The organism is Jatrophihabitans sp. (genome assembly GCF_036389215.1).
GTDB lineage: Bacteria > Actinomycetota > Actinomycetes > Mycobacteriales > Jatrophihabitantaceae > Jatrophihabitans_A.
The window spans coordinates 1-24,153 of the sequence record NZ_DASVQG010000157.1 but is presented as its reverse complement, the minus strand read 5'-3'; the positions used below and the strand labels follow the sequence as shown (position 1 = coordinate 24,153).

General features: G+C 67.8%; 24 protein-coding genes and 1 pseudogene. 17 read left to right on the top strand and 8 right to left on the bottom strand.

All coding sequences use genetic code 11. From position 1 onward, the window contains the following. The 6 genes from VF542_RS07960 to VF542_RS07935 form a co-directional block, all read left to right on the top strand. Positions 1–809: hypothetical protein (locus VF542_RS07960; protein WP_408651162.1), on the top strand; the 809-nt coding region annotated here is incomplete at its 5' end. 146 nt (positions 810–955) lie between these two features. Then, complete coding sequence (locus VF542_RS07955; RefSeq protein WP_408651161.1) at positions 956–1,336, top strand: DUF1622 domain-containing protein; 381 nt, start codon at positions 956–958, stop codon at positions 1,334–1,336. A gap of 330 nt (positions 1,337–1,666) precedes the next feature. After that, positions 1,667–2,059 (top strand): hypothetical protein, encoded by a 393-nt coding sequence (locus VF542_RS07950; protein ID WP_408651160.1) that lies wholly within the window; start codon positions 1,667–1,669, stop codon positions 2,057–2,059. Further along, complete coding sequence (locus VF542_RS07945) at positions 2,056–3,285, top strand: NRAMP family divalent metal transporter (RefSeq protein WP_408651159.1); 1,230 nt, start codon at positions 2,056–2,058, stop codon at positions 3,283–3,285. Before VF542_RS07950 ends, VF542_RS07945 begins: the two co-directional genes overlap by 4 nt. After that, positions 3,282–3,680 (top strand): hypothetical protein, encoded by a 399-nt coding sequence (locus tag VF542_RS07940; RefSeq protein ID WP_408651158.1) that lies wholly within the window; start codon positions 3,282–3,284, stop codon positions 3,678–3,680. Before VF542_RS07945 ends, VF542_RS07940 begins: the two co-directional genes overlap by 4 nt. After that, the gene (locus VF542_RS07935; protein WP_408651157.1) at positions 3,667–3,996 is read left to right on the top strand and encodes a PRC-barrel domain-containing protein; all 330 of its coding nucleotides are present in this window, start codon (positions 3,667–3,669) and stop codon (positions 3,994–3,996) included. The genes VF542_RS07940 and VF542_RS07935 overlap by 14 nt, the downstream gene beginning before the upstream one ends. A 102-nt stretch (positions 3,997–4,098) precedes the next feature. Here VF542_RS07935 and VF542_RS07930 read toward each other — a convergent pair whose 3' ends face one another. Genes VF542_RS07930 through VF542_RS07920 form a run of 3 tightly spaced genes read right to left on the bottom strand, consistent with a single transcriptional unit; the run spans position 4,099 to position 6,875 of the window. Continuing rightward, positions 4,099–5,136, bottom strand: coding sequence for an ABC transporter substrate-binding protein (locus VF542_RS07930; protein ID WP_408651163.1), 1,038 nt, complete (start codon positions 5,134–5,136; stop codon positions 4,099–4,101). A gap of 43 nt (positions 5,137–5,179) precedes the next feature. After that, positions 5,180–6,085 (bottom strand): ABC transporter permease, encoded by a 906-nt coding sequence (locus tag VF542_RS07925; protein ID WP_408651156.1) that lies wholly within the window; start codon positions 6,083–6,085, stop codon positions 5,180–5,182. After that, positions 6,075–6,875, bottom strand: a complete 801-nt coding sequence (locus VF542_RS07920) for an ABC transporter ATP-binding protein (RefSeq protein WP_408651155.1) — start codon at positions 6,873–6,875, stop codon at positions 6,075–6,077. Before VF542_RS07920 ends, VF542_RS07925 begins: the two co-directional genes overlap by 11 nt. 41 nt (positions 6,876–6,916) lie before the next feature. Between VF542_RS07920 and VF542_RS07915 the strand changes: the two genes are divergently transcribed. The 11 genes from VF542_RS07915 to VF542_RS07865 all read left to right on the top strand — a co-directional run bounded on the left by VF542_RS07915 (position 6,917) and on the right by VF542_RS07865 (position 19,132). Beyond that, positions 6,917–8,641, top strand: a complete 1,725-nt coding sequence (locus tag VF542_RS07915) for an ATP-binding protein (protein WP_408651154.1) — start codon at positions 6,917–6,919, stop codon at positions 8,639–8,641. Continuing rightward, on the top strand, positions 8,638–9,300 hold the full coding sequence (locus VF542_RS07910; protein ID WP_408651153.1) for a response regulator: 663 nt from the start codon (positions 8,638–8,640) through the stop codon (positions 9,298–9,300). Before VF542_RS07915 ends, VF542_RS07910 begins: the two co-directional genes overlap by 4 nt. 57 nt (positions 9,301–9,357) lie before the next feature. Continuing rightward, a complete protein-coding gene (locus VF542_RS07905) occupies positions 9,358–10,503 on the top strand; it encodes an NAD(P)/FAD-dependent oxidoreductase (protein WP_408651152.1) in 1,146 nt (381 codons plus the stop codon). Continuing rightward, the gene (locus tag VF542_RS07900) at positions 10,500–10,769 is read left to right on the top strand and encodes a (2Fe-2S)-binding protein (RefSeq protein WP_408651151.1); all 270 of its coding nucleotides are present in this window, start codon (positions 10,500–10,502) and stop codon (positions 10,767–10,769) included. Before VF542_RS07905 ends, VF542_RS07900 begins: the two co-directional genes overlap by 4 nt. Further along, entirely contained in the window at positions 10,753–12,297 is a 1,545-nt protein-coding gene (locus VF542_RS07895; RefSeq protein WP_408651150.1) for an NAD(P)/FAD-dependent oxidoreductase, read from the top strand. The genes VF542_RS07900 and VF542_RS07895 overlap by 17 nt, the downstream gene beginning before the upstream one ends. Before the next feature lie 38 nt (positions 12,298–12,335). Continuing rightward, positions 12,336–13,232, top strand: a complete 897-nt coding sequence (locus VF542_RS07890) for a dihydrodipicolinate synthase family protein (RefSeq protein ID WP_408651149.1) — start codon at positions 12,336–12,338, stop codon at positions 13,230–13,232. 24 nt (positions 13,233–13,256) lie between these two features. After that, on the top strand, positions 13,257–14,258 hold the full coding sequence (locus VF542_RS07885; protein WP_408651148.1) for a proline racemase family protein: 1,002 nt from the start codon (positions 13,257–13,259) through the stop codon (positions 14,256–14,258). A gap of 31 nt (positions 14,259–14,289) precedes the next feature. Then, the gene (locus tag VF542_RS07880; RefSeq protein WP_408651147.1) at positions 14,290–15,663 is read left to right on the top strand and encodes an aldehyde dehydrogenase family protein; all 1,374 of its coding nucleotides are present in this window, start codon (positions 14,290–14,292) and stop codon (positions 15,661–15,663) included. Further along, the gene (locus VF542_RS07875) at positions 15,660–16,364 is read left to right on the top strand and encodes a GntR family transcriptional regulator (RefSeq protein WP_408651146.1); all 705 of its coding nucleotides are present in this window, start codon (positions 15,660–15,662) and stop codon (positions 16,362–16,364) included. The genes VF542_RS07880 and VF542_RS07875 overlap by 4 nt, the downstream gene beginning before the upstream one ends. Positions 16,365–16,369: 5 nt before the next feature. After that, a complete protein-coding gene (locus VF542_RS07870; protein WP_408651145.1) occupies positions 16,370–17,317 on the top strand; it encodes an aldo/keto reductase in 948 nt (315 codons plus the stop codon). A gap of 225 nt (positions 17,318–17,542) precedes the next feature. Beyond that, positions 17,543–19,132, top strand: coding sequence for a metallophosphoesterase (locus tag VF542_RS07865; protein WP_408651144.1), 1,590 nt, complete (start codon positions 17,543–17,545; stop codon positions 19,130–19,132). Between the two features lie 37 nt (positions 19,133–19,169). Here VF542_RS07865 and VF542_RS07860 read toward each other — a convergent pair whose 3' ends face one another. The 5 genes and pseudogenes from VF542_RS07860 to VF542_RS07840 all read right to left on the bottom strand — a co-directional run. Then, positions 19,170–20,051, bottom strand: coding sequence for an acetoacetate decarboxylase family protein (locus tag VF542_RS07860; RefSeq protein ID WP_408651143.1), 882 nt, complete (start codon positions 20,049–20,051; stop codon positions 19,170–19,172). Beyond that, entirely contained in the window at positions 20,048–21,091 is a 1,044-nt protein-coding gene (locus tag VF542_RS07855) for an esterase/lipase family protein (RefSeq protein WP_408651142.1), read from the bottom strand. Before VF542_RS07855 ends, VF542_RS07860 begins: the two co-directional genes overlap by 4 nt. After that, positions 21,088–21,687 carry a hypothetical protein gene (locus VF542_RS07850; protein ID WP_408651141.1) on the bottom strand — a complete coding sequence of 200 codons (600 nt, stop codon included), beginning with the start codon at positions 21,685–21,687 and terminating at the stop codon, positions 21,088–21,090. The genes VF542_RS07855 and VF542_RS07850 overlap by 4 nt, the downstream gene beginning before the upstream one ends. Next, complete coding sequence (locus VF542_RS07845) at positions 21,687–23,405, bottom strand: GMC oxidoreductase (RefSeq protein WP_408651140.1); 1,719 nt, start codon at positions 23,403–23,405, stop codon at positions 21,687–21,689. The genes VF542_RS07850 and VF542_RS07845 overlap by 1 nt, the downstream gene beginning before the upstream one ends. A gap of 538 nt (positions 23,406–23,943) precedes the next feature. Next, positions 23,944–24,153 (bottom strand): annotated as a pseudogene (locus tag VF542_RS07840) (hypothetical protein); the annotation flags it as partial.

The window sequence follows — 24,153 nt, the reverse complement described above, 5'->3', positions numbered from 1 at the left end:
ACGAGGCGCCCGCGGACAGCCGGCTGCTCGCCGACCTGATGAGCGCCCTGACGGCGCCGACGGCCGCCGGGGAGTTGGCTGGATTCGCCGAGGCGCGAGCTGCGTACACGACGCGGTTCGCGCCGGGATCCCACGGCAGGGCCCTTCAACGGAGGCCACCGATGCGTCACAGCTTGCTCAGTCCGAAGATTGCCGCCGCACTCGCCACCGGGGTCCTCAGCCTCGGTGGGCTCGGCGCCGCCGCCTACGCCGGGGCGCTGCCCGATACCGCACAGGACGTCGCGCACCATGTCATCGGCGCGCCCGCCACCCACCCCGGCAAGGGCAGCAGCCACGCACCCGAGCAAGCCGGAGCGCCGACGTCCTCCCCGGCCGGTCCGGACGCGACCGGTCCCGCGGCCTTCGGCCTGTGCACCGCCTACGCCCACGCGAACGGCCAGTCGGCCGAGGGATCCGTCGCGTTCGCGAACCTGGCAACGGCCGCCGGCGGAGCGGACAAGGTCGAGGCCTACTGCGCGACGATCGTGCACCCGGGTTCGGCCGCGGCCAGCCACGCCACAGGTGCGCCCAGCACGGTGCCGGCGCACCCGACCGGCCAGCCCAGCACGGTGCCGGCGCACCCGACCGGCCAGCCCAGCACGCTGCCCGCGCACCCGACCGGCCAGCCCAGCACGCTGCCCGCGCACCCGACCGGCCAGCCCAGCACGCTGCCCGCGCACCCGACCGGCAAGCCCAGCACGCTGCCGGCACACCCGACCGGCAAGCCGAGCACCGTGCCGGCCCCGACCGGCCACCCGACGGGCCGCTGAGGACACCAGCCACTGACTGGCGGCGCCGCGGACTCCCGCCGCGGTGATCGGCGCCTGAACCTGGGCGCCGGCACCGCACCTCTGGCCTGAGCGGGGTGGCGCGCCTGGCACGCTGGTTGGATGCACCCTTCCTGCTGGACCAAGCCATGACCTTCAGCGAGACCATCGAAGCGGTCGGGAAGGTCATCGACGGCGCCGGGGTGGCGGTCACTGTCACCGGCGCGCTGGCGGCCACCATCGTCGCCGGCATACGGGCCTACCGCCGCGAACCGGATACCTACCGCCGGTACCGCCAACAGCTCGGCCGGTCCATCCTGCTCGGCCTGGAACTGCTGGTCGCTGCCGACATCATCCGGACCGTCGCGGTGACGCCGACGGTCCGAAGCGTCATCGTGCTGGCCGCCATCGTGCTCATCCGGACCTTCCTCAGCTTCTCCCTCGAGCTCGAGATCACCGGCCGATGGCCCTGGCAGAAGGAGAACCCGGCCCCGGCTGCCGGCCGGCCAGCAGAACCAGACAGCCGCTGATCCGGCCCGCGCACGGCCGGCCGGCATCGCCAGCCGGCCTGGCTGCCGCACGGCACGCCGAGGCAGCGAAATACGAGGAATTGCACCGCCACGCGAGCATGATGCCTGGTTGCGTGAACAGTCACGCTGCCGATTCGCTGAGGCCGCGGCGCAGCTGTCTGCCTATGTGGTGGTCGTGATGACGGACGGGTTGGCGGTGTTGACCGCCTGGTGCGAGTTCGGGTTGCTGCTCGGGTGCTTGGCCTTCGTCGTGCTTCGGGGCGATCGCCGGTGAGCGGCCGGCTGGGAACAGCGCTCCTCCTCCCGCTGCTCATGGTGTGCGCAGCGTGCGTGGGCCCGGCGCCGACCACCGCCAGCTACCGGGGCAAGGCCGGCCACACCGCCGAAGACGCGCTGTCCGAACTGGAGACAGCTCGGCTGGCCGTCGAGACCGCTGAGCGCGGCAACATGCTGCACACCTCGCTGGAAGTGCTGCTGTCCGAGGCCGAAGACGCCTACTCCTCGATCCAGGCGACCTTCGATTCTATCCAGCCACCGGACAGCCCGGAGGCGGACCGGATCCGCGACAGGTTGGACAAGATCCTGTCCGCCGGGTCGGACGGGCTGGCCCAGCTGCGGATCGCCGCGCGGCGCGGCGACGCCGCCGAGGCCAACTCGACCAGCGCCGGGCTGGGCGCGGTCTCCCAATCCCTGCGCGACTTCAGCGACGACCCGCGCGCATGAAGAAGATCTTCGCAGCGACCCTGGGCATCCTCACCGCCATCGGCGGTTTCGTCGACATCGGTGACCTGGTCACCAACGCCCTGGTCGGCTCCCGGTACGGCCTGTCGCTGGCCTGGGCAACCCTCGGCGGCATCGTCGGCATCTGCCTCTACGCCGAGATGTCGGGCCGGGTCGCCGCGGTCACCGGGCGCGGCACCTTCGATCTGGTACGCGAGCGGCTCGGCCCTCGCTTCGGCCTGGCAAACCTGATCGCGTCGTTCCTGGTGACGATCCTGACCTTCACCGCCGAGATCGGTGGCATCGCGCTGTCCATCGAACTGGTGACGAGCGTGAACTACCTGCTGTGGGTGCCGCTGGTCGGCCTCGCGGTATGGCTGATCATCTGGCGGGTCAAGTTCTCGCTGCTGGAAGACGTCTTCGGGCTGCTGGGCCTGACCCTGATCGTGTACGCCGTGGCGCTGTGGCAGCTGAACCCCGGCTGGGGTGATCTGCTCCACCAGATCGCCGTCCCGCACAAGCCGCACGAGGAAGGGCTCCTGCCCTACTTCTATTACGCCATCGCGCTGTTCGGCGCCGCCATGACGCCGTACGAGGTGTTCTTCTTCTCCTCGGGCGGGGTCGAGGAACGCTGGACGAAGAAGGACATCAGCACCTCCCGGGTCAACGTGTTCATCGGCTTCCCCTTGGGCGGGCTGCTGTCGCTCTGCATCGCCGCCGTCGCGGCCCTGGTGCTGTTGCCGAGGAACATCCAGGTCGACACGCTCGGCGGGGTAAGCCTTCCGGTCGCCGTGGCAGCGGGAAAGATCGGCCTGGCCGTGGTGATCCTCGGCTTCGTCGCCGCCACCTTCGGCGCGGCGCTGGAGACCGGGCTCTCCTGCGGCTACGCCGTCTCACAGTATTTCGGCTGGCAGTGGGGGAAATTCGTCAAGCCACGCAACGCCGCACGCTTCCATGTGGTCGTGCTGCTCTCGGTCGTCGTGGCGGTCGGCGGTGTCCTGACCACCATCGACCCCATCACGATCACCGAGTACTCGGTGGTGTTCTCCGCCGTGGCCCTGCCACTCACCTACTTCCCGATCCTGGTCATCTCCAACGACCCGGACTACATGGGCGACAAGGTCAACGGCCGGATCTCCAACACGCTGGCGACACTGTTCCTGGGCGTCATCCTGGTGGCGGCAACCGCGGCGATACCGCTGATGCTGCTGACGAAGGCGGGGCAGTGACCATGTCCGATGGACGCGAACTCGACCTGCAGCTGCACCTGCTCGACCGGCAGGTCCAAGACCCGGACCGGCGAATGATCTGCAAGGTCGATGACCTGGAGCTGGAGCTCGACGCCAGCGGACGGCCCTACGTCACCGCGATCCTGGCCGGGCCGCGTGCCCTCGGGCCGCGTCTCGGCGGCCGGCTGGGCCGCTGGATGGCAGCCATCGCCGGGCGGCTGGCCACGCCCGAGGAGTCCGAGATCCCCAGGATCGACTTCGCCCAGGTCACCGAGATCGGCAGCGCCATCACCATTGCCCGCACCTCCGACGAGCTGAACGTCGCGCCGCTGGAGGGCTGGCTCGACCGGCACGTCATCGCCCGCATCCCGGGGAGCCTGCATGAAAGCGAGTGACCTCATCGGCCGGCCCGTGCTCGATTCCGCTGGCCGGCGAGTAGGAATCGTCACCGACCTGCGCTGCATTCAGGACGGGCCGCTGCGCGGCGCCATGGCCGCACCCCGCGTGCACGAGGTGATCCTCAGCAGCCGTCGGGTGGGCTCGATGCTGGGCTACCAGCGGCAGGAGCAACGAGGGCCATGGCTCGTCCGGCTCATCGTCCGGTGGCTGCACCGCGACCTCATGGTCCTGCCGTGGGAATCGGTCCAGCTGAGCGACGACGGCGAGATCCGAACCCTCACGGTGACCGGCGACCGGCATCGCCCCCGATGACGATCGACTGGCCGTGCTCGGAGCCGGCGGCAACGGCAGCAGGCAACGCGCGCTAGGAACGCCTGAAGACCCGAGCGAACTCGGGCCTTCAGGCGTTGGGCGTCAGCTCTGCGCTGCTTGCGCGAATTTCGTGGTGTAGGTCTTCGACACGTCGATGCTGCTCTTCTTCGGCTTCACGGCCGGCGAGAACGAACCCAGCACCTCAAGTACGTTCTTCGCCCCCTCGGGGTTCATCACGCCTGTCTCGTTGAACATTGCCTTGGAGTCCGAGATGGCCTTGACATACAGGGACTTGTCGCTGCCCGCGTAGTCGGCCGGCATCTTGTCCGCGATCGCGGCTGCCTCATTGCCCTTGATGAACTTGAGCGTCTTGACGAAGGCATTGGCAAGCTTCTGCACGGTCTGCGGGTGCGAGGCGACGTAGTCGCAGCTCATGTACAGCGAGCTGGCCGGGTACAGCCCACCCAGTGCCTTGCGGGTTCCTGCTTCCGTGCGCATGTCGAGCAGGATCTTGCCGTCGCCACTGGTGGTGAGCTTGGCGACCGTCGGATCGGTCGTCATGCCGGCGTCGATGCCGCCGGAATTCAGTGCTGCGATGAACGTCGAGTCGGCCCCGGCCTTGACCGTCGTGTAGTCAGCCGTGCTGACTCCGGCCTTGCCCGCCAGGTACTGGGTAAGGAAGTCCGTCGAGGAACCCGCGCTGGTCACGCCCAGCTTCTTTCCCTTGAAGTCGGAGGGCGAGCCAATCGCGGCGGCCTTGTTCGTGGCGACCATCTCGACCTCGCCGGGCACGTTGGCGAACTGCACGACACCGGTGAGGCACTTGCCCTTGGCCTGCATGTCGATGGTGTGGTCGTAGAAGCCCACGACACCCTGGGCCTGGTTCGCTATGAGGGCCGTTTCGGCGGTCACCCCGGCTGGGGTGTCGACGAGCTTGACGTTGAGGCCCTGATCCTTGAAGTAGCCCAGTTGCTCGGTCAGCTTGGCCGGCAGGTAGATCACCTTCGCGGCACCGCCGACCATGATGGTCACGTCGTCAGAGGCGGCGCCGCTGGCCGATGACTTCTTCGTTTGGCAGGCCGTCGTCGCGATGGTGACGGCTAGCAGGGCAGCGCCGATCGTAACGGCACGAGATTTCATGTCAGCACTCCTAGTAAGGATCGGGCTTGGGATGGAGGGGGAATCAGATGTTGGACGAGGCAAGAGCCTGTGACGGTGGCCGCCAGCGCAGCAGCCGCCTCTCGGCCAGGCCGAGGATGATCTCGGCCAGCAGTGCGAGCACCGTGGTGATCAACATTCCGGCATAGATGCCGGCCGCGTCGAAGGATCCCTGAGCGGTGCTGATCAGCAGGCCCACACCACGCGTCGCACCCGTGTACTCGCCGACTACCGCGCCGATGAGCGCGAACCCGAACGCGGTGTGCAGGGAGGCGAGAATCCACGATGTGGAACTGGGCACGACGATCGACCACAACACCTGCATGCGGCCTGCGCCCAGGATCCTGGCGTTGTTGACGAGGTTGCGGTCGACCTCACGCGCACCCTGGAAGGCATTGAAGAAGACCGGGAAGAACACCAGCACGAAGGCGGTCGCGATCTTCGACTCCATGCCCAGGCCGAACCAGATCACGAAGAGCGCCGCCAGCACGATACGGGGCACGGCGTTGAGCGCATGGATGTAGGGCGACAGCACCTCGGCGAGCAGTCGCGCCCGTCCGAGCAGGATGCCGAACACGACACCGACGACGGACCCGAGAATGAATCCGGCGACGGCCTCCTGCAGCGTCACGGCGATCTGGCTCCAGATCGAGCCCTGCGCGGTGCCGTCGGTGAACCAGGTCACGAGCTTGGTCCAGATGAGGCTCGGCTTGGAGTAGAAGAAGGGATCGAGCCAGTGATCGACTGCGAACTCCCATCCGCCCAGGACGGCCACCAGCAACAGCAGCCGCAGCCCGTAGACCAGCGCCTTGTGTCGCCGGCGAGCGGCGCGGACCGATGCCGCGGGCCGCTGCGGGGCCGAGGGCGAGGTGTCCGGACGGTCCTGAGGAAGCGGTGCCGTCGAATTGGCCGGTGAGATGTCAAGCGACACGGGATGCTCCTGCCTTGCGTGCGATCGCGACCTCGGCCGCGAGGCAACCCCAGATTTCTTTGTAGATGTGGATGAATTCCGGCGTCATGCGAATCTCTTCGACGTTGCGCGGCCGTGGCAGGGCGATGTCGAAGGAGTCCTTGATCCTGGCCGGACTGGCCGTCATGACCACCACCCGGTCGGCGAGGGTGATCGCTTCTTCCAGGTCGTGGGTTACGAAGATCACCGCAGCGTTGGTGCCTGACCAGAGCTGCAGCAGTTCGTTCTGCATCAGCGCCCGCGTCTGCACGTCAAGCGCTGAGAAGGGCTCGTCCATCAGCAGGATCGACGGCTCGTTGACCAGCGTCTGGGCCAGCGCGACGCGTTTGCGCATGCCGCCGGAGAGCTGGTGCATGTAATAGCCTTCGAAACCGGCCAGGCCTACCCTTGCGATCCAGTCCGATGCCTTGGCATGTGCCTCGGCCTTGCCGGCGCCTCGCCAAGCCGGCCCCGCGGCGACGTTGGCCAGCACGGTTCGCCACGGCAGCATCGCGTCGGACTGGAACATGTATCCCACCCCTTCGGGGATGCCTCGCACGGGCTTGCCCGCTACCGTGACCGTCCCCTCCGACGGTGGTTCCAGGCCTGAGACCAGGGAGAGGGTCGTCGACTTGCCGCACCCGGTTGGCCCGACGACGGCAACGAACTCACCCGCCGCGATCTCCAGCGTGATGTCCTGGACCGCGGTATGGGCGGTGCCGGCGGAGGTAAGGAAGCGTTTCGTGGCGCTCTTGATGTCGACGAGTGTCATATGTGTCGAATCCTTTGACGAAGGTCGGGTGCGGTACGGACATGACTGTGAATGTGCTTGCAGAGACCGTAAGGAGAGCGAGGCCACAACAGTCCGCTTGCTCGCGTTACCCGCTCTTTCCGCGTAGCCATCGTTTAGCGCATTTAGCACATGGGTCGCGGTACCCTGGCGGCATGGCGATTCGCTGGACGAGAATGCGCTTCACCCGACAGCTGATGCTGTTGCAGATCGCCGTGGTGGTGGCGCTCGTCACGACAGGGTTCGGCTTGGTCTCCTGGCTGCTGGAACACAACCTCGAGCTGCAGTACAAGCAGCGGGCCCTCGCCGTCGCGCGGACGGTGGCAGCGGACCCCGGCCTGGGAGATCTGGTCCGGGCCAGGGAACAACCAGCCGTTCAGCAGGTCGCCAGCCGTCAGCTGCAGTCGACCCAGGCCTTATTCGTGGTCATCACCGACGACCGCGGCATTCGGCTCTCGCATCCCGATCCGTCGCTGATCGGCAAGCCGGTGAGCACTGACCCGACACAGGCCCTGTCCGGCAAGGAGGTCGCGTCGCTGGAGCGAGGCACTCTCGGGCTTTCGGCGCGCGGCAAGGTTCCGCTGCGTGACGGTGCCGGACGCATCGTCGGTGAGGTGAGCGTGGGCTTCGACGCCCAGGACATCCGGAACTCGCTGATCGGGCTGCTTGCACTCGCTTTGCCCTTCGCGCTGGGGGCATTGCTTCTCGGGGCCGGCGCGGCTGGCCTGCTGACCCGGCTGCTCAAGCGGCGGACGTTCGGGCTTGAACCTGCCGAGCTTGCCGATCTGGTACGCGAGCGTGAAGCGGTGCTCTACGGCATCGGCGACGGGGTGCTCGCGGTCGATGCGAATCATCGCGTCACGATGTGCAATGACGAGGCGATCAGATTGCTGAGCACCCCCATCGAGCCGGGGACCGAAGTGTCTCGACTCGACCTGCCGCCCGGGCTGTTGAAGCTGTTCGACGAGCACGTGGGGCATCGTGCGCTTACGGTGGTCGGCAGTCGGGTGCTGGTCGCCAATCACCGCCCGGTGGCTCGCGACGGTGTCGGTCTGGGCAGCGTGGTAACCCTGCGGGACCGGACGGACGTGGAGCAGCTGACCAGCGAGCTGGCGGCGGTGCGCAGCATGACCGGTGCGCTGCGCGCTCAGCGTCACGAGTTCGCCAACCGCATGCACACCGTTCTCGGCCTGTTGCAGACCGGTGCGCGCGATGATGCGCTGGAATACCTCAGATCGGTCACCCAGTTCACCGGCGGGGACGACATCAGCGCCTCCCCCGCCGTGCGCTCAGCCACGATTCGGTCGTTCATGGCAGCCAAAACGGCTCGGGCCGCGGAGCTGGGAGTGTCGTTGCGGTTGTCGGACGAGACCTGGGTTCCGCACCGCCTGATCGCCCCGGTGGAGGTGATCACCGTGCTCGGGAACCTGGTCGACAATGCACTGGAGGCGGCGCACGCGTCGACGCGCCGGCCGGCCGAGGTGGAGGTAGACCTGCTGTCCGACGGGACCGAGCTGGTGATCTCGGTGTCGAACACCGGTGAAGGCGTCTTGCCAGAGAATGTCGAGACGATCTTCGTGGAAGGAATGTCGACTCGCGGGGATGAGCGGGGACTGGGCCTGGCGATCGCCCGGCAGACCGCTGAGACGGTCGGTGGGTCGATCGAGGTGACCAATTGTGGTGGGGGCGCCGCCGACACCGTCTTCGTCGCCAGGTTGCCCAACGTCTTGGAAGCGGGCTCCTCATGATCAGGGTGCTGGTCGTCGACGACGATTTTCGGGTAGCGCAGGTGCACGCACGTTTCGTCGAGCAGACCGACGGGATGGAGGTGGTCGGGACTGCGTGGACCGCCGCCGACGCACTCCGGCTGGATGCCGAGTTGCAGCCGGATCTCATCCTGCTCGACCAGTACCTGCCCGATCGGCCCGGGCTGGAAGTCGCCTCCGCGGTGCGGGCCGACGTCTTCATGGTGACGGCGGACAGTTCCGCGGGCTCGGTTCGGGCGGCGTTCGCAGCCGGAGCGCTGAACTATCTGGTAAAGCCGTTCAGTGCCGAGCAGCTGTCCGCGCGGCTGCGTGCCTACTCGCGCTATCGCTCGCTGCTCGCCGATCCGGCGGCGGATCTCACCCAGAACGGAATCGACCGAGCCGTGGACGCGCTGCACGAAGCCGACCGCCCACCTACCCCGAAGGGGCAGTCGCCGGTGACGGCACGCCTGGTCACCGAAGCACTGCAACGAACCGACGAGCCGGTGTCGGCGGCAGACCTCGCCGACCAGCTCGGCATCGCACGCGCAACCGCCCAGCGGTATCTGGCGGCGTTGGCGGACGAGGGCCGCGCCCGGATGAGCCTGCGCTACGGCTCGACCGGGCGCCCGGAACACCAGTACATCTGGGCGGGACGCTGACAGCGGCGCTGGAAAGGCGTTCGCGGCTCCTCTAGTGCCATGTGATATTTTACTGACGTGGCTCGCGTGGTCGTGGTCGGCGCCGGCATCGTGGGTGCCGCCTGCGCGTTCTACGGCGCTCGCGCGGGCCTGGAGATCACCGTCCTGGAGCGCGGTGCCGTCGCTGCCGGCACCACCGGGGCCGGCGAGGGCAACCTGTTGCTTTCGGACAAGGCGGCCGGTCCGGAACTGCAGCTGGCGTTGCGGTCATCCGCGCTGTGGAGCGAGCTGGGCGAAGAATTGGACGGTGAGGCGTTCGAGCTCGAACGCAAAGGCGGCGTAGTGGTCGCCAGCAGCGCCGACGCGCTCACCGCCCTGCGCGATTTCGCTGCCGAACAACGAGCTCTCGGGGTGGACAGTGAGCCGTTGGATCACACCCAGCTCCACGAGGTCGAGCCGCACCTGTCCCGGGCGTTGGCGGGCGGTGCCTTCTATCCGGGCGACCTGCAGGTCCAGCCGATGCTCGCGGCCGCGACTTTGCTGGCCGCGGTCCGTGGCTACGGCGCGGTCATCCGCACCGGTGTCGAGGTCACCGGCAGCGTGCTGACCGGCGGGCGGCTGAGCGGGGTGCGCACCAGCGCCGGGGTGGTGTCGGCCGACTACGTGGTCAACGCGGCCGGTACCTGGGGAGGACAGGTGTCGGCACGGCTCGGCGCCGAGGTGCCGATCCTGCCCCGGCGCGGCTTCGTGCTCGTCACCGAGCCGCTGCCGCGGGTCATCCGGCACAAGGTGTACTCAGCCGACTACGTCGCCAACGTCGCCTCGGACAACGAGGGGCTGGAGACCTCGCCGGTCGTCGAGGGCACCCGGTCGGGAACGGTGCTGATCGGCGCCAGCAGGGAACGGGTCGGCTTCGACAGGACCATCTCGATCCCGGTGGTCCGGCAGCTCGCCGCGCAGGCGGTCGCCCTGTTCCCGGTGCTGGCCGCGATCAACCTGATGCGGGTCTATGCGGGATTTCGTCCCTACTGCCCCGACCATCTCCCGGTCATCGGCGCGGATCCGCGGGTTCCGGGTTTGCTGCACGCCTGCGGGCACGAGGGAGCTGGCATCGGTCTGGCACCCGCCACCGGCGAGCTGATCGCCGGTCTGATCACCGGGCAGCCGACCAGCGTGGACCCGAAACCGTTCTCCCCCGAACGCCTGATCGGACCCGCGACATGACCGCGTTCACCTTCGATGATCGGCCCATCGACTTCGTCGAGGGCCAGAGCGTCGGTGCCGCGCTGATCAACGCCGGCATCTACAGCTGGCGGGTGACCCGCCGAGCCGGCACCCGCCGCGGCCTGTTCTGCGGCATCGGCGTCTGTTACGACTGCCTGGTCACGGTGAACGGCGCGCCGAACCAGCGCGCCTGCCAGGTCGCGGCGGCCACCGGCATGGCCGTCACGACCCAGACCGGAACGGGCCACGATGACCTCGCCCGCTGAGAAGTCGCCCGCTGAGAAGTCGCCCGCCGAGTTCACCGCGCAACCCGCGGTCGCGGTCATCGGCGCTGGACCGGCCGGCCTGGCCGCGGCCGTGCACGCTGCCGAGCAAGGGGCGGTGACGGTCCTGATCGACTCCGGGCCGCGGCTGGGCGGCCAGTACTGGCGCCACCAGAAGGGCGACCTGGACGCGCCCGACGCGACCTACCACGACCTGGTCCGCCGACTGGAGTCGCTCGTCGCAGCCGGACGGCTCACCGTGCGTCTGGAGCACCACGTCTGGTCGGTCCGGGCCGACGAGTCGGGCTGCGCCGTCGCAGCCGTCGACCGCCGCGATCCCGGCCGGCCCGGCGAGCTGCGGCTGCGCGCCGCCGCCGTGGTGCTCGCCGTCGGCGCCTACGACCGGCCGGTCCCCTTCCCCGGCTGGGACCTGCCCGGCGTCCTCACCGTGGGCGGCGCCCAGGCTCTGCTCAAGGGCAGCGGGGTCGCCGTCGGGCCCCGGGTCCTGGTCGCGGGCAGCGGGCCGTTCCTGCTGCCCGTCGCCACCGCGCTGGCCGCCAGCGGAGCCGACGTTCTCGGCGTGCACGAGGCCAATCGCGGCAGCGGCTGGCTCCGGCAGCTGCCCGCCGCCGCGTCGCAGCCGGCCAAACTTCGCGAGGCAGCCGGCTACGCCGTCGGCCTCGCCCGTCATCGGATACCGCTGCGCACCGGTTCCGTGGTCGTCGCCGCACACGGCGCCGACCGGCTGGAGGCAGTGACCCTCGCGCGCCTGGACCGGGCCGGGAAGGTCCGCGACGGCACCCGGCGGCGGCTGGCTGTCGACGTGCTCGCGATCGGGTACGGCTTCTCCACCCAGTCCGAGCTGCCGCTGCAGGCCGGCTGCGCGCTGCGGGCGACCGCCGACGGGACGCTGGCCGTCACGACCGACCGCACCCAGCAGACCAGCAACCCGCGCGTCTACGCGGCCGGCGAGACCACCGGCGTCGGCGGCGCTCAGCTGGCCGTCGCCGAAGGCACCGTCGCCGGCAGCTACGCCGCCCGAGCCGCCGCCGGCCACTCCCCTGCCGCGCCAACCGAACCGGAGGCCATCGAACCCGTTGAACCCGTTGTTCTGGTGGCCATCCGCACCCGCGACCGGCTGCGCCGCTTCGCCGCCGCGATGCACGCGGTCTACCCGGTCCCCCGGTTCTGGCTCGACACGCTGGAGCCGGATACGGTGGTCTGCCGGTGCGAAGAGGTGACCGTGGCCGAGATCGACGCCGCGATCGGCAACGGCGCTCGGGACGCCCGTTCGGTCAAGCTGCTGTCCCGCGCCGGCATGGGATGGTGCCAGGGACGCGAATGCGGCTACGCCACCAGCTGCCTGACGGCCTTGCGCACCGGACAGCCGCTCGATCTGGAGAGCGGCGCCGGCCGGAGCGTCGCCGCGCCGATCCCGCTCGGCCTCATCGCCCAAGCAGATATCGCCCAAGCAGATATCGCCCAAGCAGATACCGCCCGAGCACACACCGCCGCCCCACCGCTGTCCTGACGCCGTACCTTCACGAACCATCACCACTAGGAGCACCGATGAACCGCAAGCCGTGGCACGGAATACTCGTCGCAACCGCGCTGCCCTGGAAAGACGACGACACCCCCGACCTCGATGCCTACGCCACCCATATCGGGTGGCTGGCCGCCAACGGCTGCGACGGGGCGACGCCCAACGGCTCGCTCGGCGAGTACCAGGTCCTCAGCGACTCCCAGCGCGACGACGTGGTGCGCGCCGCCGTAGCGGTCGCACCGGACGGGTTCGTCGTCATGCCCGGGATCGCCGCCTACGGCGCCAAGCAGGCCCGCCGGCATGCCGAGGTCGCCGCCGAGGCCGGTTGTCCCGCCGTGATGCTGCTGCCCCCGAACTCCTACCGGGCCCGGCCCGTCGACGTGATCGAGCACTACCGGATCGTCGCCGAGGTGGGCGTTCCGATCGTCGCCTACAACAACCCGTTCGACACCAAGGTCGACCTCGTTCCCCCACTGCTGGCCCAGCTCTACCATGAAGGACTCATCGTCGCGGTCAAGGAATTCTCCGGCGACGTCCGCCGCTTCTACGAGCTACGCGAGCTCGTCCCTGATCTCGACGTGCTTGCCGGCAGCGACGACGTCGTCCTCGAGCTCGCGCTCACCGGCTCGCCCGGCTGGATAGCCGGCTACCCGAACGTGTTTCCTGCCTCCTGTGTCGAGTTGTTCACCGCGGCGCGGGCGCGTGACCTGGACAAGGCGCTGCCGCTGTACTCCGCACTGCACTCGCTGCTGCGCTGGGACTCCAAAACCGAGTTCGTGCAAGCCATCAAGCTGTCGATGGATCTCAACCCCGACGCGATCAACGGCGGCCGCTGCCAGCCGCCGCGCGGGCCGCTGTCGGAGATCGACGCCGCCAGCATCCGGGAGGCGACCGAGAAGGCGCTGGCCGCCGGCCTGCGCTGAACCCGCGCTGAAGAGGAGCAACCGATGAGATCCGTACGCACGCTGCACGCGGTCGACTCACACACCGAGGGCATGCCGACCCGCGTCATCGTCGGCGGGGTCGGCGTGATTCCCGGCGACACCATGGCGCAGCGGCGGGTGAACTTCATGCGCGACAGAGATGATCTGCGCACGCTGCTGATGTTCGAGCCGCGTGGCCACAACGCGATGTCCGGCGCGATCCTGCAACCGCCGACCCGGCCGGACTGCGACTGGGGCGTCGTCTACATCGAGGTGTCCGGGTGCCTGCCGATGTGCGGGCACGGGACCATCGGTGTCGCCACCGTCCTGGTCGAGACCGGGATGGTGCCGGTGGTGGAGCCGGTCACCACCATCCGACTGGACACCCCGGCCGGAGTGGTGGTCGCCGAGGTCGCGGTCTCCGACGGCGCCGCCCGCGCGGTGACCATCCGCAACGTGGCCTCGTTCTCGCTGGCCCTCGACCAGAAGGTCGACGTCCCAGGACTGGGCATGGTCGAGTACGACCTGGCCTTCGGCGGCAACTTCTACGCGATCCTCGATCTGGACAAGCTCGGCTTCGACTTCGACCGCGCCCAGCAACAGCGCATCTGTGACGCTGGTTTGGCGATCATGGAGGCCATCAACACCTCGAAGCTGCCGGTCCACCCCGAGGACCCGCACATCACCGGTTGCCATCACGTGCAGTTCCTGGCTCCGGGCTCCACCGCGCGCCACTCCCGGCATGCCATGGCGATCTATCCGGGCTGGTTCGACCGGTCGCCGTGCGGCACCGGCACGAGCGCCCGGATGGCGCAACTGCACGCCCGCGGCGAGCTCGGACTGCACACCGACTTCGTCAACGAGTCGTTCATCGGCACCCGCTTCATCGGACGGCTCATCGACGAGACCACCGTCGGCGGCCTGCCCGCGGTCGTGCCGACCATTACCGGCCGGGCGTGGGTCACCGGAACGGCCCAGTACCTGCTCGACCCCACCGACCCGTTCCCGGCGGGCTTCCGCTTCTGAACCGCCGAGAAAGACGAGAGGTAACCACCGCATGATCACCTCGACATCTCCGCAATGTCCCGAGGACATCGTGGTGTCCGTGGAGGCCACCGAGCCCGCCGCCGTGCGGGTCGCGGCTGAGGCAGCGCGCAAGGCCCAGCCCGACTGGATGGCCGCCGGCGCTGCCGGCCGGGCCAAGGCCCTCGGCCAGGCGGCCGATGCCGTGCAGGGCGCCGCCGACGAGCTGGCCGCCCTCGCGGTACGGGAGGTCGGCAAGCCGCTGGCCGAGGCCCGGGGCGAGATCGGACGGTCGGTGTCGATCCTGCGCTACTACGCGCAACAGCCATTCGAGGAGATCGGCGCCACCCACAACCCGTCCGGTGCGGGCCTGCTGTTCACCACCCGGCGGCCACGCGGGCTCGTCGGGCTCATCACGCCGTGGAACTTTCCGTTCGCGATTCCGCTGTGGAAGGCCGCTCCGGCCTTGGCCTACGGCAATGCTGTGCTGCTCAAACCCGCCGAACCAGCGACTGCCTGCGCGTTGCGGCTGGCCGAGCTGATCACCCCGTTCCTTCCCGCCGGCCTCCTCACCGTCGTTGCCGGCGGTGCCGGCACCGGTCAGGCCGTCGTCGAGCAGGCCGACGTCGTCTCCTTCACCGGCTCGACGGCCGTGGGCCGCACGATCGTCGCCGCCGCGGCGCAGCGAGGCATTCCGGTGCAGGCCGAGCTGGGCGGGCAGAACCCGGCGATCGTCCTGCCCGACGCCGACGTCGAGGCCGCCGCCGGCAGCATCGCGGCCGCGGTTGCCGGCTACGCCGGGCAGAAATGCACCGCTACCAAGCGGGTGATCGTCGTCGGCGACGCGGCCCGGTTCACCGATGCCCTCGTCGAGAGCGTTCGCGCTCTCGTGGTCGGCGACCCCGCCCGGGAGGACGTGACCGTCGGCCCGGTCATCGACTCGGCCGCCCGAGATCGGGTGCTGGCCGCCGCCGCAAGCGTCGCGGACGCCGGTGGCCGGTTGCTCACCGGCGGAACCGAGGTCGGTGACCTCGGATGGTTCGTCGCTCCCACGATCGCCGACGGGTTGCCTGCTGACCACCTGCTCGAATGCGACGAGGTGTTCGGCCCGATCTGCTCGATCAGCAGTGTCGCGAGCCTGGACCAGGCGATCAGTCGCGCCAACTCTGTCCAGCACGGCCTGGTGGCCGGCCTCTACACCCGCGACATCGGCAGCGCGCTGCAGGCCGCGAACCGCCTGGCCACCGGCATGATCAAGGTCAACGCGCCGACCACCGGGGTCGATTTCTACCTGCCGTTCGGCGGCGTGAAGTCCTCCGGCTATGGCTCGAAGGAGCAAGGGAAGGCCGCGGTGGACACCTTCACCAGCGTCCACACGGTCACCATCGAAGCCGGGTGGCAACTGTGACTCGTCTACTGTCCAGCGGCGACGCCGACGACAAGCTGGTCCTGCAGTCCACCGGCTCCCGGACCAGCCTTCGCGATGAGGCGATCATGACCTTGCAGGCCGCGATCATCGCCGGTGAGCTGCGGCCGCACGTGGTGTATTCCGCGCCGACGCTCGCCGCCCAGTTGCGGATGTCGGCCACGCCGGTGCGCGAGGCGGTGCTCGACCTCGTCAAGGAAGGCCTGGTCGAAACCGTCCGCAACAAGGGATTCCGGGTCGTCGAACTCGCCGCCGCCGAACTCGACGAGCTCACCGAGTTGCGGCTGCTCATCGAGGTGCCGTCGGTGCGCAACCTGGCTCGGCGAGGACTGGCTGACGGTGAGTACAAGATGTTGAAGCAGCTGGCCGGGCAGATCGAACGCGCCGCCGTGCGCAATGACATGGTGGCCCACAACAAGGCCGACCTGGAGTTCCACACGGCTCTGCTGGGCCTGCTCGGCAACAAGACACTGGTCACCACCGTCCAGTCGTTGCGGGTCAGGTCCCGGCTGTACGGCATGTCCGCGCTGGCCGACTCCGGGCAGCTGTTGCCCACCTCCCACGAGCACACGGAACTGCTCGACCTGATCCGCGAGGGGGACGCCGCAGGTGCCGCGCGGTTGATGCGCCAGCACATCGGGCACGTCCGCGGATCCTGGGCGACCGGCGCCCCCGAGCAATGAACTCCATGCCGCGACGAGAGATCGCCGGCCGCGAGGTAGGAGCCATCGGCCTCGGCTGCATGCCGATGAGCTGGTTCTACGACCGCGGCGCACGTAACGACACCGAGGCCGTCGCCGCGATCAACGCAGCGCTCGATCACGGGGTGACGCTCTTCGACACCGCCGATGTCTACGGGCCACACACCAACGAGACGCTCCTCGGGCGCGCCCTGGCCGGTCGTCGCGACGAGGCGTTTCTGGCCACCAAGGTCGGCCTTCTCGTCGACGGCACCTCGCGGTATCACCGCAATGGCTCGCCGGCTCACATCCAGCAATCCTGCGAGGCGTCGCTGCGGCGGCTGCGGACCGACCGCATCGACCTGTACCAGCTGCATCGCGTCGATCCCGCCGTCCCGATCGAGGACAGCGTGCAGGCGATGGCCGAACTCGTCGAGGCAGGCAAGGTCCGAGCCATCGGGCTGTCCGAGGTGAGCGTGGCCGAGCTAGCCCGCGCCGCGCAGGTCGCGCCCATCGCCTCGGTGCAGTCCGAGTTCAGCCTCTGGACCCGGGAGCCGGTAGGCAACGGCGTGCTCAGTTGGTGCCAGGACCACGGTGCCGCCCTGCTTGCCTTCGCCCCGCTCGGCCGCGGGTACCTCACCGGCGCCATCCGCTCGGCCGATGATCTGCCGGCCGATGACTTCCGCCGTGACAATCCGCGCTTCCAGCCGGCGGCGCTTCGTGCGAACGAGAGCTTGCTGGCGACCATCCTCGAGGTCGCGGAGCGAAGCGGCGCTACCGCCGCGCAGGTCGCGCTGCGCTGGCTGCTCGGCTACAGCGACCACGTCCTCCCGATCCCCGGCACCAGACGAGCAGCCCGGATGGTCGAGAACGCCCTTGCCGCGATGATCGATCTGAGTCCAGACGACGCGTCGTTACTCGATGCGCTCGGGGAGCCGGCGGGCGCCCGTTACTGACTCGCCATCAACTCAGGCCGACGAACTCGGGGGGTTTTGGAAACCCCGGCCCAGGGATAAGATGCTCGGAACCAGCCAAGCACGTTGACGCATCATCGGCTCGAGGCAGTAGAGCGTTGTGCGATTGACGCCAAGGCTGTGGCCGTCTCGCCGGATTGCCGACAGTGGCATAGGCGATGTGTGATCCCTTCCCCAATGGCCTGATACGTGCGTCAAGAGGCGACGATGCCTGACACCCAGCTATCTGAATACACGACAGCCGACCTGCCGAATCTCGGCTCCGCGGTCGAGTCCTCCCGCCACAGCGCACGGGGCGCCGGCTGGGAGTGCACCGAAATCGGCTCCTTCGTCTCGCTGGTGCCGAAGGACCGAAAGCGGATGTCCTGGTTCAACCCGAAGATGCTGTGGCGTAGCCGAAACGATGTGCTGGCGCACCTCGTGGATCCCGCTCCTGCCGAGCGAGCCCAGTGGGTAGCGGGGTTGAGCGACGCCGACCTCACCGTTGACCTCTCGGCGCGGCTGGACGAATTCTCGTTCCTGGTGATGGGTGACACCGGGGAGGGCGATTACAGCCAGTACGCTCTGGTCCCGCCGCTCCTGGCTCAAGCAGCGTCCACCGAGTTCCTGTTCATCTGCAGCGACGTGCTCTACCCCGTGGGCGACGTCAACGACTACGCCAGCAAGTTCTACACGCCGTACTCGAAGTTCGAAGGACCGATCTACGCCATTCCTGGCAACCACGACTGGTACGACGACCTCTACGCGTTCATGTACCACCTGTGCGGCCGGACAAAGGATCCCTCGCCTCCGGCGTTCGTCGACGGTGCAACGCCGACCATGCGCCGCCGAGCCGAGCTCATGATCCGCCGCAGGTTATGGCGAAAGCCGACGCCGCCGGATGACGACGCGCTGCAGAAGATGGCCGGGCTGCGTGAGCTGTCCCGACAGAAGCAGCCTGTGCGGCAACCCGGACCATACTTCGTGATCGACACCGCACAACTGCGGCTCGTATGCATCGACACCGGCATCCTCGGCGACATCGACTCCCAACAGGGGCAATGGCTTCTCCGTGTCTCGGCAGATCCCCGACCCAAGATCCTGTTCACCGGCAAGCCGCTGCTCGTCGACGGCCGCTGCGATCCGTGCGCGATAGCCGGCGCTTCCGGCAGGCACCAGACGGTGCTCGATATCGTTCACGATCCGCAGTTCAACTACGTGGCCTCCATCGGTGGCGACATACACAATTACCAGCGCTACCCGGTGCGACTGGGCGACCGGACGATCCAGCACGTGGTTGCCGGCGGTGGGGGGGCATTCATGCACGCCACCCATCTGATCCAGCGGATAGACCCTGAAAAGGTATGTGGCGTCACCGAGGACGAGTTCCGGTGCTATCCCCTGCGCCGTGACTCCCTGGCCGCGTACAGCCGAGTGCTGCAGGCTATCCTTCGCAGGGCGCATGTGCCCGTCGACGTGGAGATCTCCTCGGACCAGGCGGCGTTGTTCCTGGCCCGCAAGCGTGGGATAGCGCCACTGGCAACCCGTCCCATCATCACCGACTCCGACGACGTGTCAACCGCGAAGCAGGGACTGCGCGCGCAGGCAGTGGCCTACAGCCTGCTGACCCTCGGGGGCAAGAGGTTTCACAAGTGGTTCTCGCCCTTCTATGACTGGGACACGCCGCCGTTCTACAAGTCCTTCCTCCGCATCGACGTCGGCGCCGGATCGGCGCGTGTCACGTGCCGGGGGGTCACCGGATGCAAGGAGACGGAGAACGATCCACCGGTCGAGGATCAGTTCGAACTGACCTGGTAGCGGCATCGCTGCGAATCACTTGTGCAGGCGCATACCGTCATCGGCCCGCCGCTTTCGGCGGAGCAAGCCAACTCTGGTCCGAGGGCAGCCCCACCACCGACTCCAGGCCCTGGGGCGGCCTGGCGATATCAGGCACCTTCGAATCAGTGAGGAACCAGCTCTCGCAGTGGTCGTCGAGGATGCCGTGCGAGTGCGGCATACAGGCCACGAAGATCGGCGAGTCACTGATGCCAAGCGCGCGCAGCGGATCCATCCGGGGATGGTCGCCTATGAGCAGCTGTCCATGAGCGCGCGGGCCCGCGGCGACTTCCACACGATCGGAGAAGCTGATCCGTGATTTCATCAACATGCCGCGGAACTGGCTGTAGTTGGTCGCGCCCAGGTTCCGCATCGGGATCCGAACGCCCCCGGGTCGGCGGACCGTGATCCGCGCGCACAACCTTCCGTCCAGGTCGTACTGACTCGACATCTCGTCCTGGTGAACCCGGAAGTCGAGATTGGCCTGGTGCTTCGGCATTCCCCAGATGCCCTTGCCCCCTTTGACCGAGACCAGCGAGCTTACCGGCAGATCCCATACATACTGGCCGACCACCGAGAAGCGCTCGCTCAACAGGGTGCCCCAGATCCTGCTGCCAGCCGGCTTGTGATGGCAGGCGAACGCGATGCTGTACTCGACGTACTTGCCGATGTCGGTGGTTCGGTATTCGATCACAGTGACGATCAGGAGCGCGCGGCCACGTGGTAGTCGGATCAGGCCCAGCTCGCATCCGGGCATCAGCGCACTGGCCTGATCGTGATCCACGGTGAAGCCCGCCATCAGCGCGGGAGAATCCAGCGAGTTGACCGGCATCTCGAACGGAATGTCATCGACCAGCGCGTACTTACCGGCCAGGGCGCGCTGCCGCTCGGGGTACCTCATGCCGCCAATTCCGAGAGGATCCTCGGGATGGTGTCGCGCGCCGCGTACCGACCCATGAACACGTCCAGATGGCCGTATCCCGGCAGCAGGTGCAGCGCGTGGAATCCGGGCCGGTGCCCGTCCAGGTAGGCAAAGGTGCGCCGCTGGCTTTCTGGCAGGAAGCACAAGTTGTCCAAACCCGCGAGCAGAACGAAGCGAGCATCGGTCTGCGGCGGCTGCGCGAGCGGATCAGCCGGCAAGCCCCTGACGACATTGAGGGGGACGATCCGCCCGCGGCTCACCGAGCGAGCCATCTGTTTGAAGAAGGTCATGGGGACCGGCCCGAACTCCGTCCGCAACCAGTCGTGGGTCTGCGCTGACAGGTTGTCGTGCGACCACAACGCCGGTCGCCCGGATCCGTAGGTGAAGCTCACCATCTTGCAGACGCGGTTCGCGCATTCGCGATGGGTGAGGTCAACGGTATCCACCATGAGGCGTCTCAAGCGGTCGGTGGGCAGCTGCTGTCCCCAGTGCGGGTCGACGAAGGGGATGGCGTCGGCGAGCAACGGAACGACATACCCGATCTTGAACCGGGCGAACTTGGGGATCACCGGGTGCAACGACATGGCGTTGGAGATGATCGTGTCGACGCCGTCGATGAGTCCCGACACAGCTGACAGTGCGAAGCTGCTCGACCCCTGACAGTGCACGATGGCCTTGATCGAGTCCGCGCCGGTCTCTTCCCGGACCTTGCGCACCGCGCAAGGATGGTCATAGACAGCAGCCTGATCAAGATCCCACGAGTTGGGAGGCAGGTCGATGCTTGCCCGCCAGTTCTCCAACCACACGTCCCATCCCTCGGCCACCAGCGCGTCGACGATGTTGACCGCTTCAGGAGCGCGAAAGACATCGGCCCGGACGCCCGCGCCGTGCACGAGCAGGACGGGGCCTCGATCCGGTGGTCGGGGGCCGGTGACGTGATGGAGGTTGAGTGGCATGCCGTCTGCCGCGGTGAAAGGGACGATCTCGGTAGTCAGCTCGACAGGTGCGTGAACGGTCATCGGACCAGGTCCTTTCGAGGCGGCCGGCCATAGGTTGTGCGCAGCCCTTGCTGGAAGAACAGGAGGAACCGGACGATGCCGGCCGGAGTTCCGCGGAACGTGAGCAGCTGCCGCGCGAGCATCGGCGCGTTGAGCCTGAGGATGCCGCGGGAGTACTCATGCTGGGGTGGCGCGTCGAAGTCGGCGATTCCCGGCACGAGCCGTATGAACAGCGTTGTGGTGTCGAGCCACATGTCCATGCCGCGATCGTTGCTGATGTCCTTGAAACCCAGCAGCGTCATCGGACCGCTGGCAGTGGTGATAGGCAGCCGGTAGCGCATGAGGGCTCGGCCACGTGCGCCGCCGGGGGCGAACAGGTCGAAGGAGCCGTTTTCGACCGGCATGTCACTGGCATTGAGGTCACGACAGCGCACGAATCCGGTGGCCGACATGCGATGAGCCGGATCCCGCAGCGCTGCCGCCAAGTTGCCGGTGCCGATGGTGAGGCGGAAGGAAATCCGGTGCCAGTCACGGTTGCCGGTCACGTAACCCGCGTCGTACGCCGGAGAGCCAGGATTGTGGAAGCCCCGCATCTCCTCGGTGAACCGCACCCGCATCACAGGCTCCCCCTTGTCGCGACCTGATCCTCGATCATGTTCTCCGCTACCCGATCGGCGAACGCGGCGATCGTGAGCGACGGGTTCGCCCCGACCGGACCTGGAAAGACCGATCCATCCGCGACGTACAGACCTGGCACCCCGTGGACCCGGCCTAAGGCGTCGATCACACCTTTGCTGTGCGTGGTCGGCATCGGGCAACCTCCGACGGGATGCACCGTGATCACTCGCCGCAACAGATAGGAGGGGTTGAGCTCGAACCGCCCGCCGAGCGCGCCGGCGAGCGTGGACATCCGCTCGATCATGGTGGCGAAGTACTCGGTAGAGGTGCGTATCGTCCAGGTGTTGTCAAGAACCGGGTCGATCCCCTCGCCCATCTCGCGCAGGTACAGCGTGCCGTCAGGTATGTCGCGACCCATCCCTAGCAGCGGTAACGCGTTCTCGGAGAAGCTGGCTGGTCCGAGGAGCTTCGAGACGTCGGCCGACAGGCTTGTGCGCCGCCGATGGGTCGCCCGCGAATACGCGCGTTTGGCGATCAGCGTGAGGAGCCGGCGCAATCCGTCACCGGACTGGGTCAACTCTGCCATCCACGCTGCGATCGCTGGGTATCCAGCGTCCTCGAGATACATGCCGTAGTCTGCCAGCAAGCCGGAGTCGGCCTCGTCCGGATAGCGAAGGTAGGACGTGATGACCGGGCCGCGGGTGCCCTCCAGCGGTCGGTCCGCGTCAAGGATGAATCCCAGAAGGTCACCGTTACCGGAGAATCGCGTCCCCAGCTCAGGAGTTGTGATATCGAGCCGGGCGCGGTTGGCCAGCAGGAGATAGGTAGTACCCAGAGTCCCGGCGCTCATCACCACACGCGGGGTTTTGATCGTGTATACCGTCAAATCGCGACGTGGCCGGCTGCCCTGGGCCTCGAAGTCGTGAACGACGACGCCGACGTCGAAGCCACCGTCGTCGCGGCGGGAGATCGAACGGACCTCGCTCCCGACCTGGATCGTCGCTCCATGATGGCTCGCGGCGGAGAGGAAGGTGTGGTCAAGGCTGCTCTTGGCGCCCTCGTTGCAACCGATGTCGCATTCACCGAGAAGGCGACAGGTGCGCCTTGCACGACCGTGGATGTTGGGGTATTCCGCTGGTGGCAGCTCCACCCCCACTGCCGGCTGGCCGTCGGCGTCACGGAAGCGCACCGCCAGCGGCGCGAGTTCGAAGTCGCCGCGCCCGGCACCCGCGTCCCGCATCGCGGCTGTCTTGGGGAGCTGGAAGTCCGGCTTGTCGAAGGGCATCTCCTGCACGTCGAGGAACTTCTCGATCCGGCTGTAGTGCGGCTCGAGCATGTCGTAGTCGATCGCCCACTTCTCGATCACACCGGGCTGGTACGGGTGCCGCTGCTGGAACCATGACGGGTCCTTTCGCAGCATCACGTTCGCGTAGATCAGCGAGCCGCCACCGAGGCCACTGGAGATGAGCGCGTCAAGCCCGGTGAACGACCACGCGTCGAACATCCCGTACAGGCCGTCACTCGGGCTCCAGAAGTTGGCACCCATGCCGTTCGGTGTGCGTGGGTATGAACCCGGCGGATAGGCGCGACCACGCTCGAGAAGGCACACGTCGAGGCCTGCCGCGGACAGCCTCTCGGCTACCACTGATCCGCCGAAGCCCGAACCCACGACCACGACGTCAGCTGCCGTCGGCGGCGGCCCGGTGCAGAGGCTCACAGCGACCCTCCCGGGTCGGCGCGTCCCGGTGTGGGCTCACCAACCGGACACCGGTCGGGAGACCGAACACCTCCACGCGGTCCGGTGATGCGACGGATGGTCAGGTCCGTGCTCGAGTCGCGGAGCGGGAAACCCATACCAGACCCCCTAAACGGAATTCGTCCATGTCTGATCGGCTTGGCAGGACCGATCAGACCTGTGCCTTGGAAGAACCACGGGGGGTGCCGTCAGATACTCGTCGGAGGGACTTGGTTCGATAAAGCTTGTTGGTTGATGTCCTTCTGGCTGGTATGACTGCTATCGACGTCGACGCCACGAATGATCAACTTCAGCAGGTAGTGAGAGCCGGCCCGCGCCCTCCTTGTACACCCGGCATCCGCCGGCGACAAGAATGAACCGCCAGCTACGGCGTAATGTACTTGTGAGTCGGTTACCTTGTCGCTAAGCATGTCGACAACCTCTGAGACTTTGCAGTATTTCGCCGATCGGTGCTGTCAGCTGCCACCGGGCTGCCCACCGTGGAGCTGGAAACCGCGCCTCAGTCGTCGCTCGGGCTGGGGATCTCGCCGAGCAGTTTTTCCAGGACGTCTTCCAGGGTGGTGACCCCGAGCTGAGCCCGTCCGGAGGTGACGATCGCCATGTGCGTACTGGTCCGCTTCATCGCCTCCAGCGCCGTGGTCATGCTGGTTCCGGCCGCGAGTTCGGTCATGGGTCGGTGGGTGTCGCGCGGAAGCCGAGCCCGCGGTCC

What these genes read in the sequence shown, in the direction of transcription:
- VF542_RS07955 (WP_408651161.1), top strand. Translation starts at nt 956, where the DNA reads ATGACCTTCAGCGAGACCATCGAAGCGGTCGGGAAGGTCATCGACGGC.
- VF542_RS07945 (WP_408651159.1), top strand. Translation starts at nt 2,056, where the DNA reads ATGAAGAAGATCTTCGCAGCGACCCTGGGCATCCTCACCGCCATCGGC.
- VF542_RS07935 (WP_408651157.1), top strand. Translation starts at nt 3,667, where the DNA reads ATGAAAGCGAGTGACCTCATCGGCCGGCCCGTGCTCGATTCCGCTGGC.
- VF542_RS07930 (WP_408651163.1), bottom strand. Translation starts at nt 5,136, where the DNA reads ATGAAATCTCGTGCCGTTACGATCGGCGCTGCCCTGCTAGCCGTCACC.
- VF542_RS07920 (WP_408651155.1), bottom strand. Translation starts at nt 6,875, where the DNA reads ATGACACTCGTCGACATCAAGAGCGCCACGAAACGCTTCCTTACCTCC.
- VF542_RS07915 (WP_408651154.1), top strand. Translation starts at nt 6,917, where the DNA reads ATGACTGTGAATGTGCTTGCAGAGACCGTAAGGAGAGCGAGGCCACAA.
- VF542_RS07910 (WP_408651153.1), top strand. Translation starts at nt 8,638, where the DNA reads ATGATCAGGGTGCTGGTCGTCGACGACGATTTTCGGGTAGCGCAGGTG.
- VF542_RS07900 (WP_408651151.1), top strand. Translation starts at nt 10,500, where the DNA reads ATGACCGCGTTCACCTTCGATGATCGGCCCATCGACTTCGTCGAGGGC.
- VF542_RS07895 (WP_408651150.1), top strand. Translation starts at nt 10,753, where the DNA reads ATGACCTCGCCCGCTGAGAAGTCGCCCGCTGAGAAGTCGCCCGCCGAG.
- VF542_RS07890 (WP_408651149.1), top strand. Translation starts at nt 12,336, where the DNA reads ATGAACCGCAAGCCGTGGCACGGAATACTCGTCGCAACCGCGCTGCCC.
- VF542_RS07885 (WP_408651148.1), top strand. Translation starts at nt 13,257, where the DNA reads ATGAGATCCGTACGCACGCTGCACGCGGTCGACTCACACACCGAGGGC.
- VF542_RS07880 (WP_408651147.1), top strand. Translation starts at nt 14,290, where the DNA reads ATGATCACCTCGACATCTCCGCAATGTCCCGAGGACATCGTGGTGTCC.
- VF542_RS07870 (WP_408651145.1), top strand. Translation starts at nt 16,370, where the DNA reads ATGCCGCGACGAGAGATCGCCGGCCGCGAGGTAGGAGCCATCGGCCTC.
- VF542_RS07865 (WP_408651144.1), top strand. Translation starts at nt 17,543, where the DNA reads ATGCCTGACACCCAGCTATCTGAATACACGACAGCCGACCTGCCGAAT.
- VF542_RS07860 (WP_408651143.1), bottom strand. Translation starts at nt 20,051, where the DNA reads ATGAGGTACCCCGAGCGGCAGCGCGCCCTGGCCGGTAAGTACGCGCTG.
- VF542_RS07855 (WP_408651142.1), bottom strand. Translation starts at nt 21,091, where the DNA reads ATGACCGTTCACGCACCTGTCGAGCTGACTACCGAGATCGTCCCTTTC.
- VF542_RS07850 (WP_408651141.1), bottom strand. Translation starts at nt 21,687, where the DNA reads ATGCGGGTGCGGTTCACCGAGGAGATGCGGGGCTTCCACAATCCTGGC.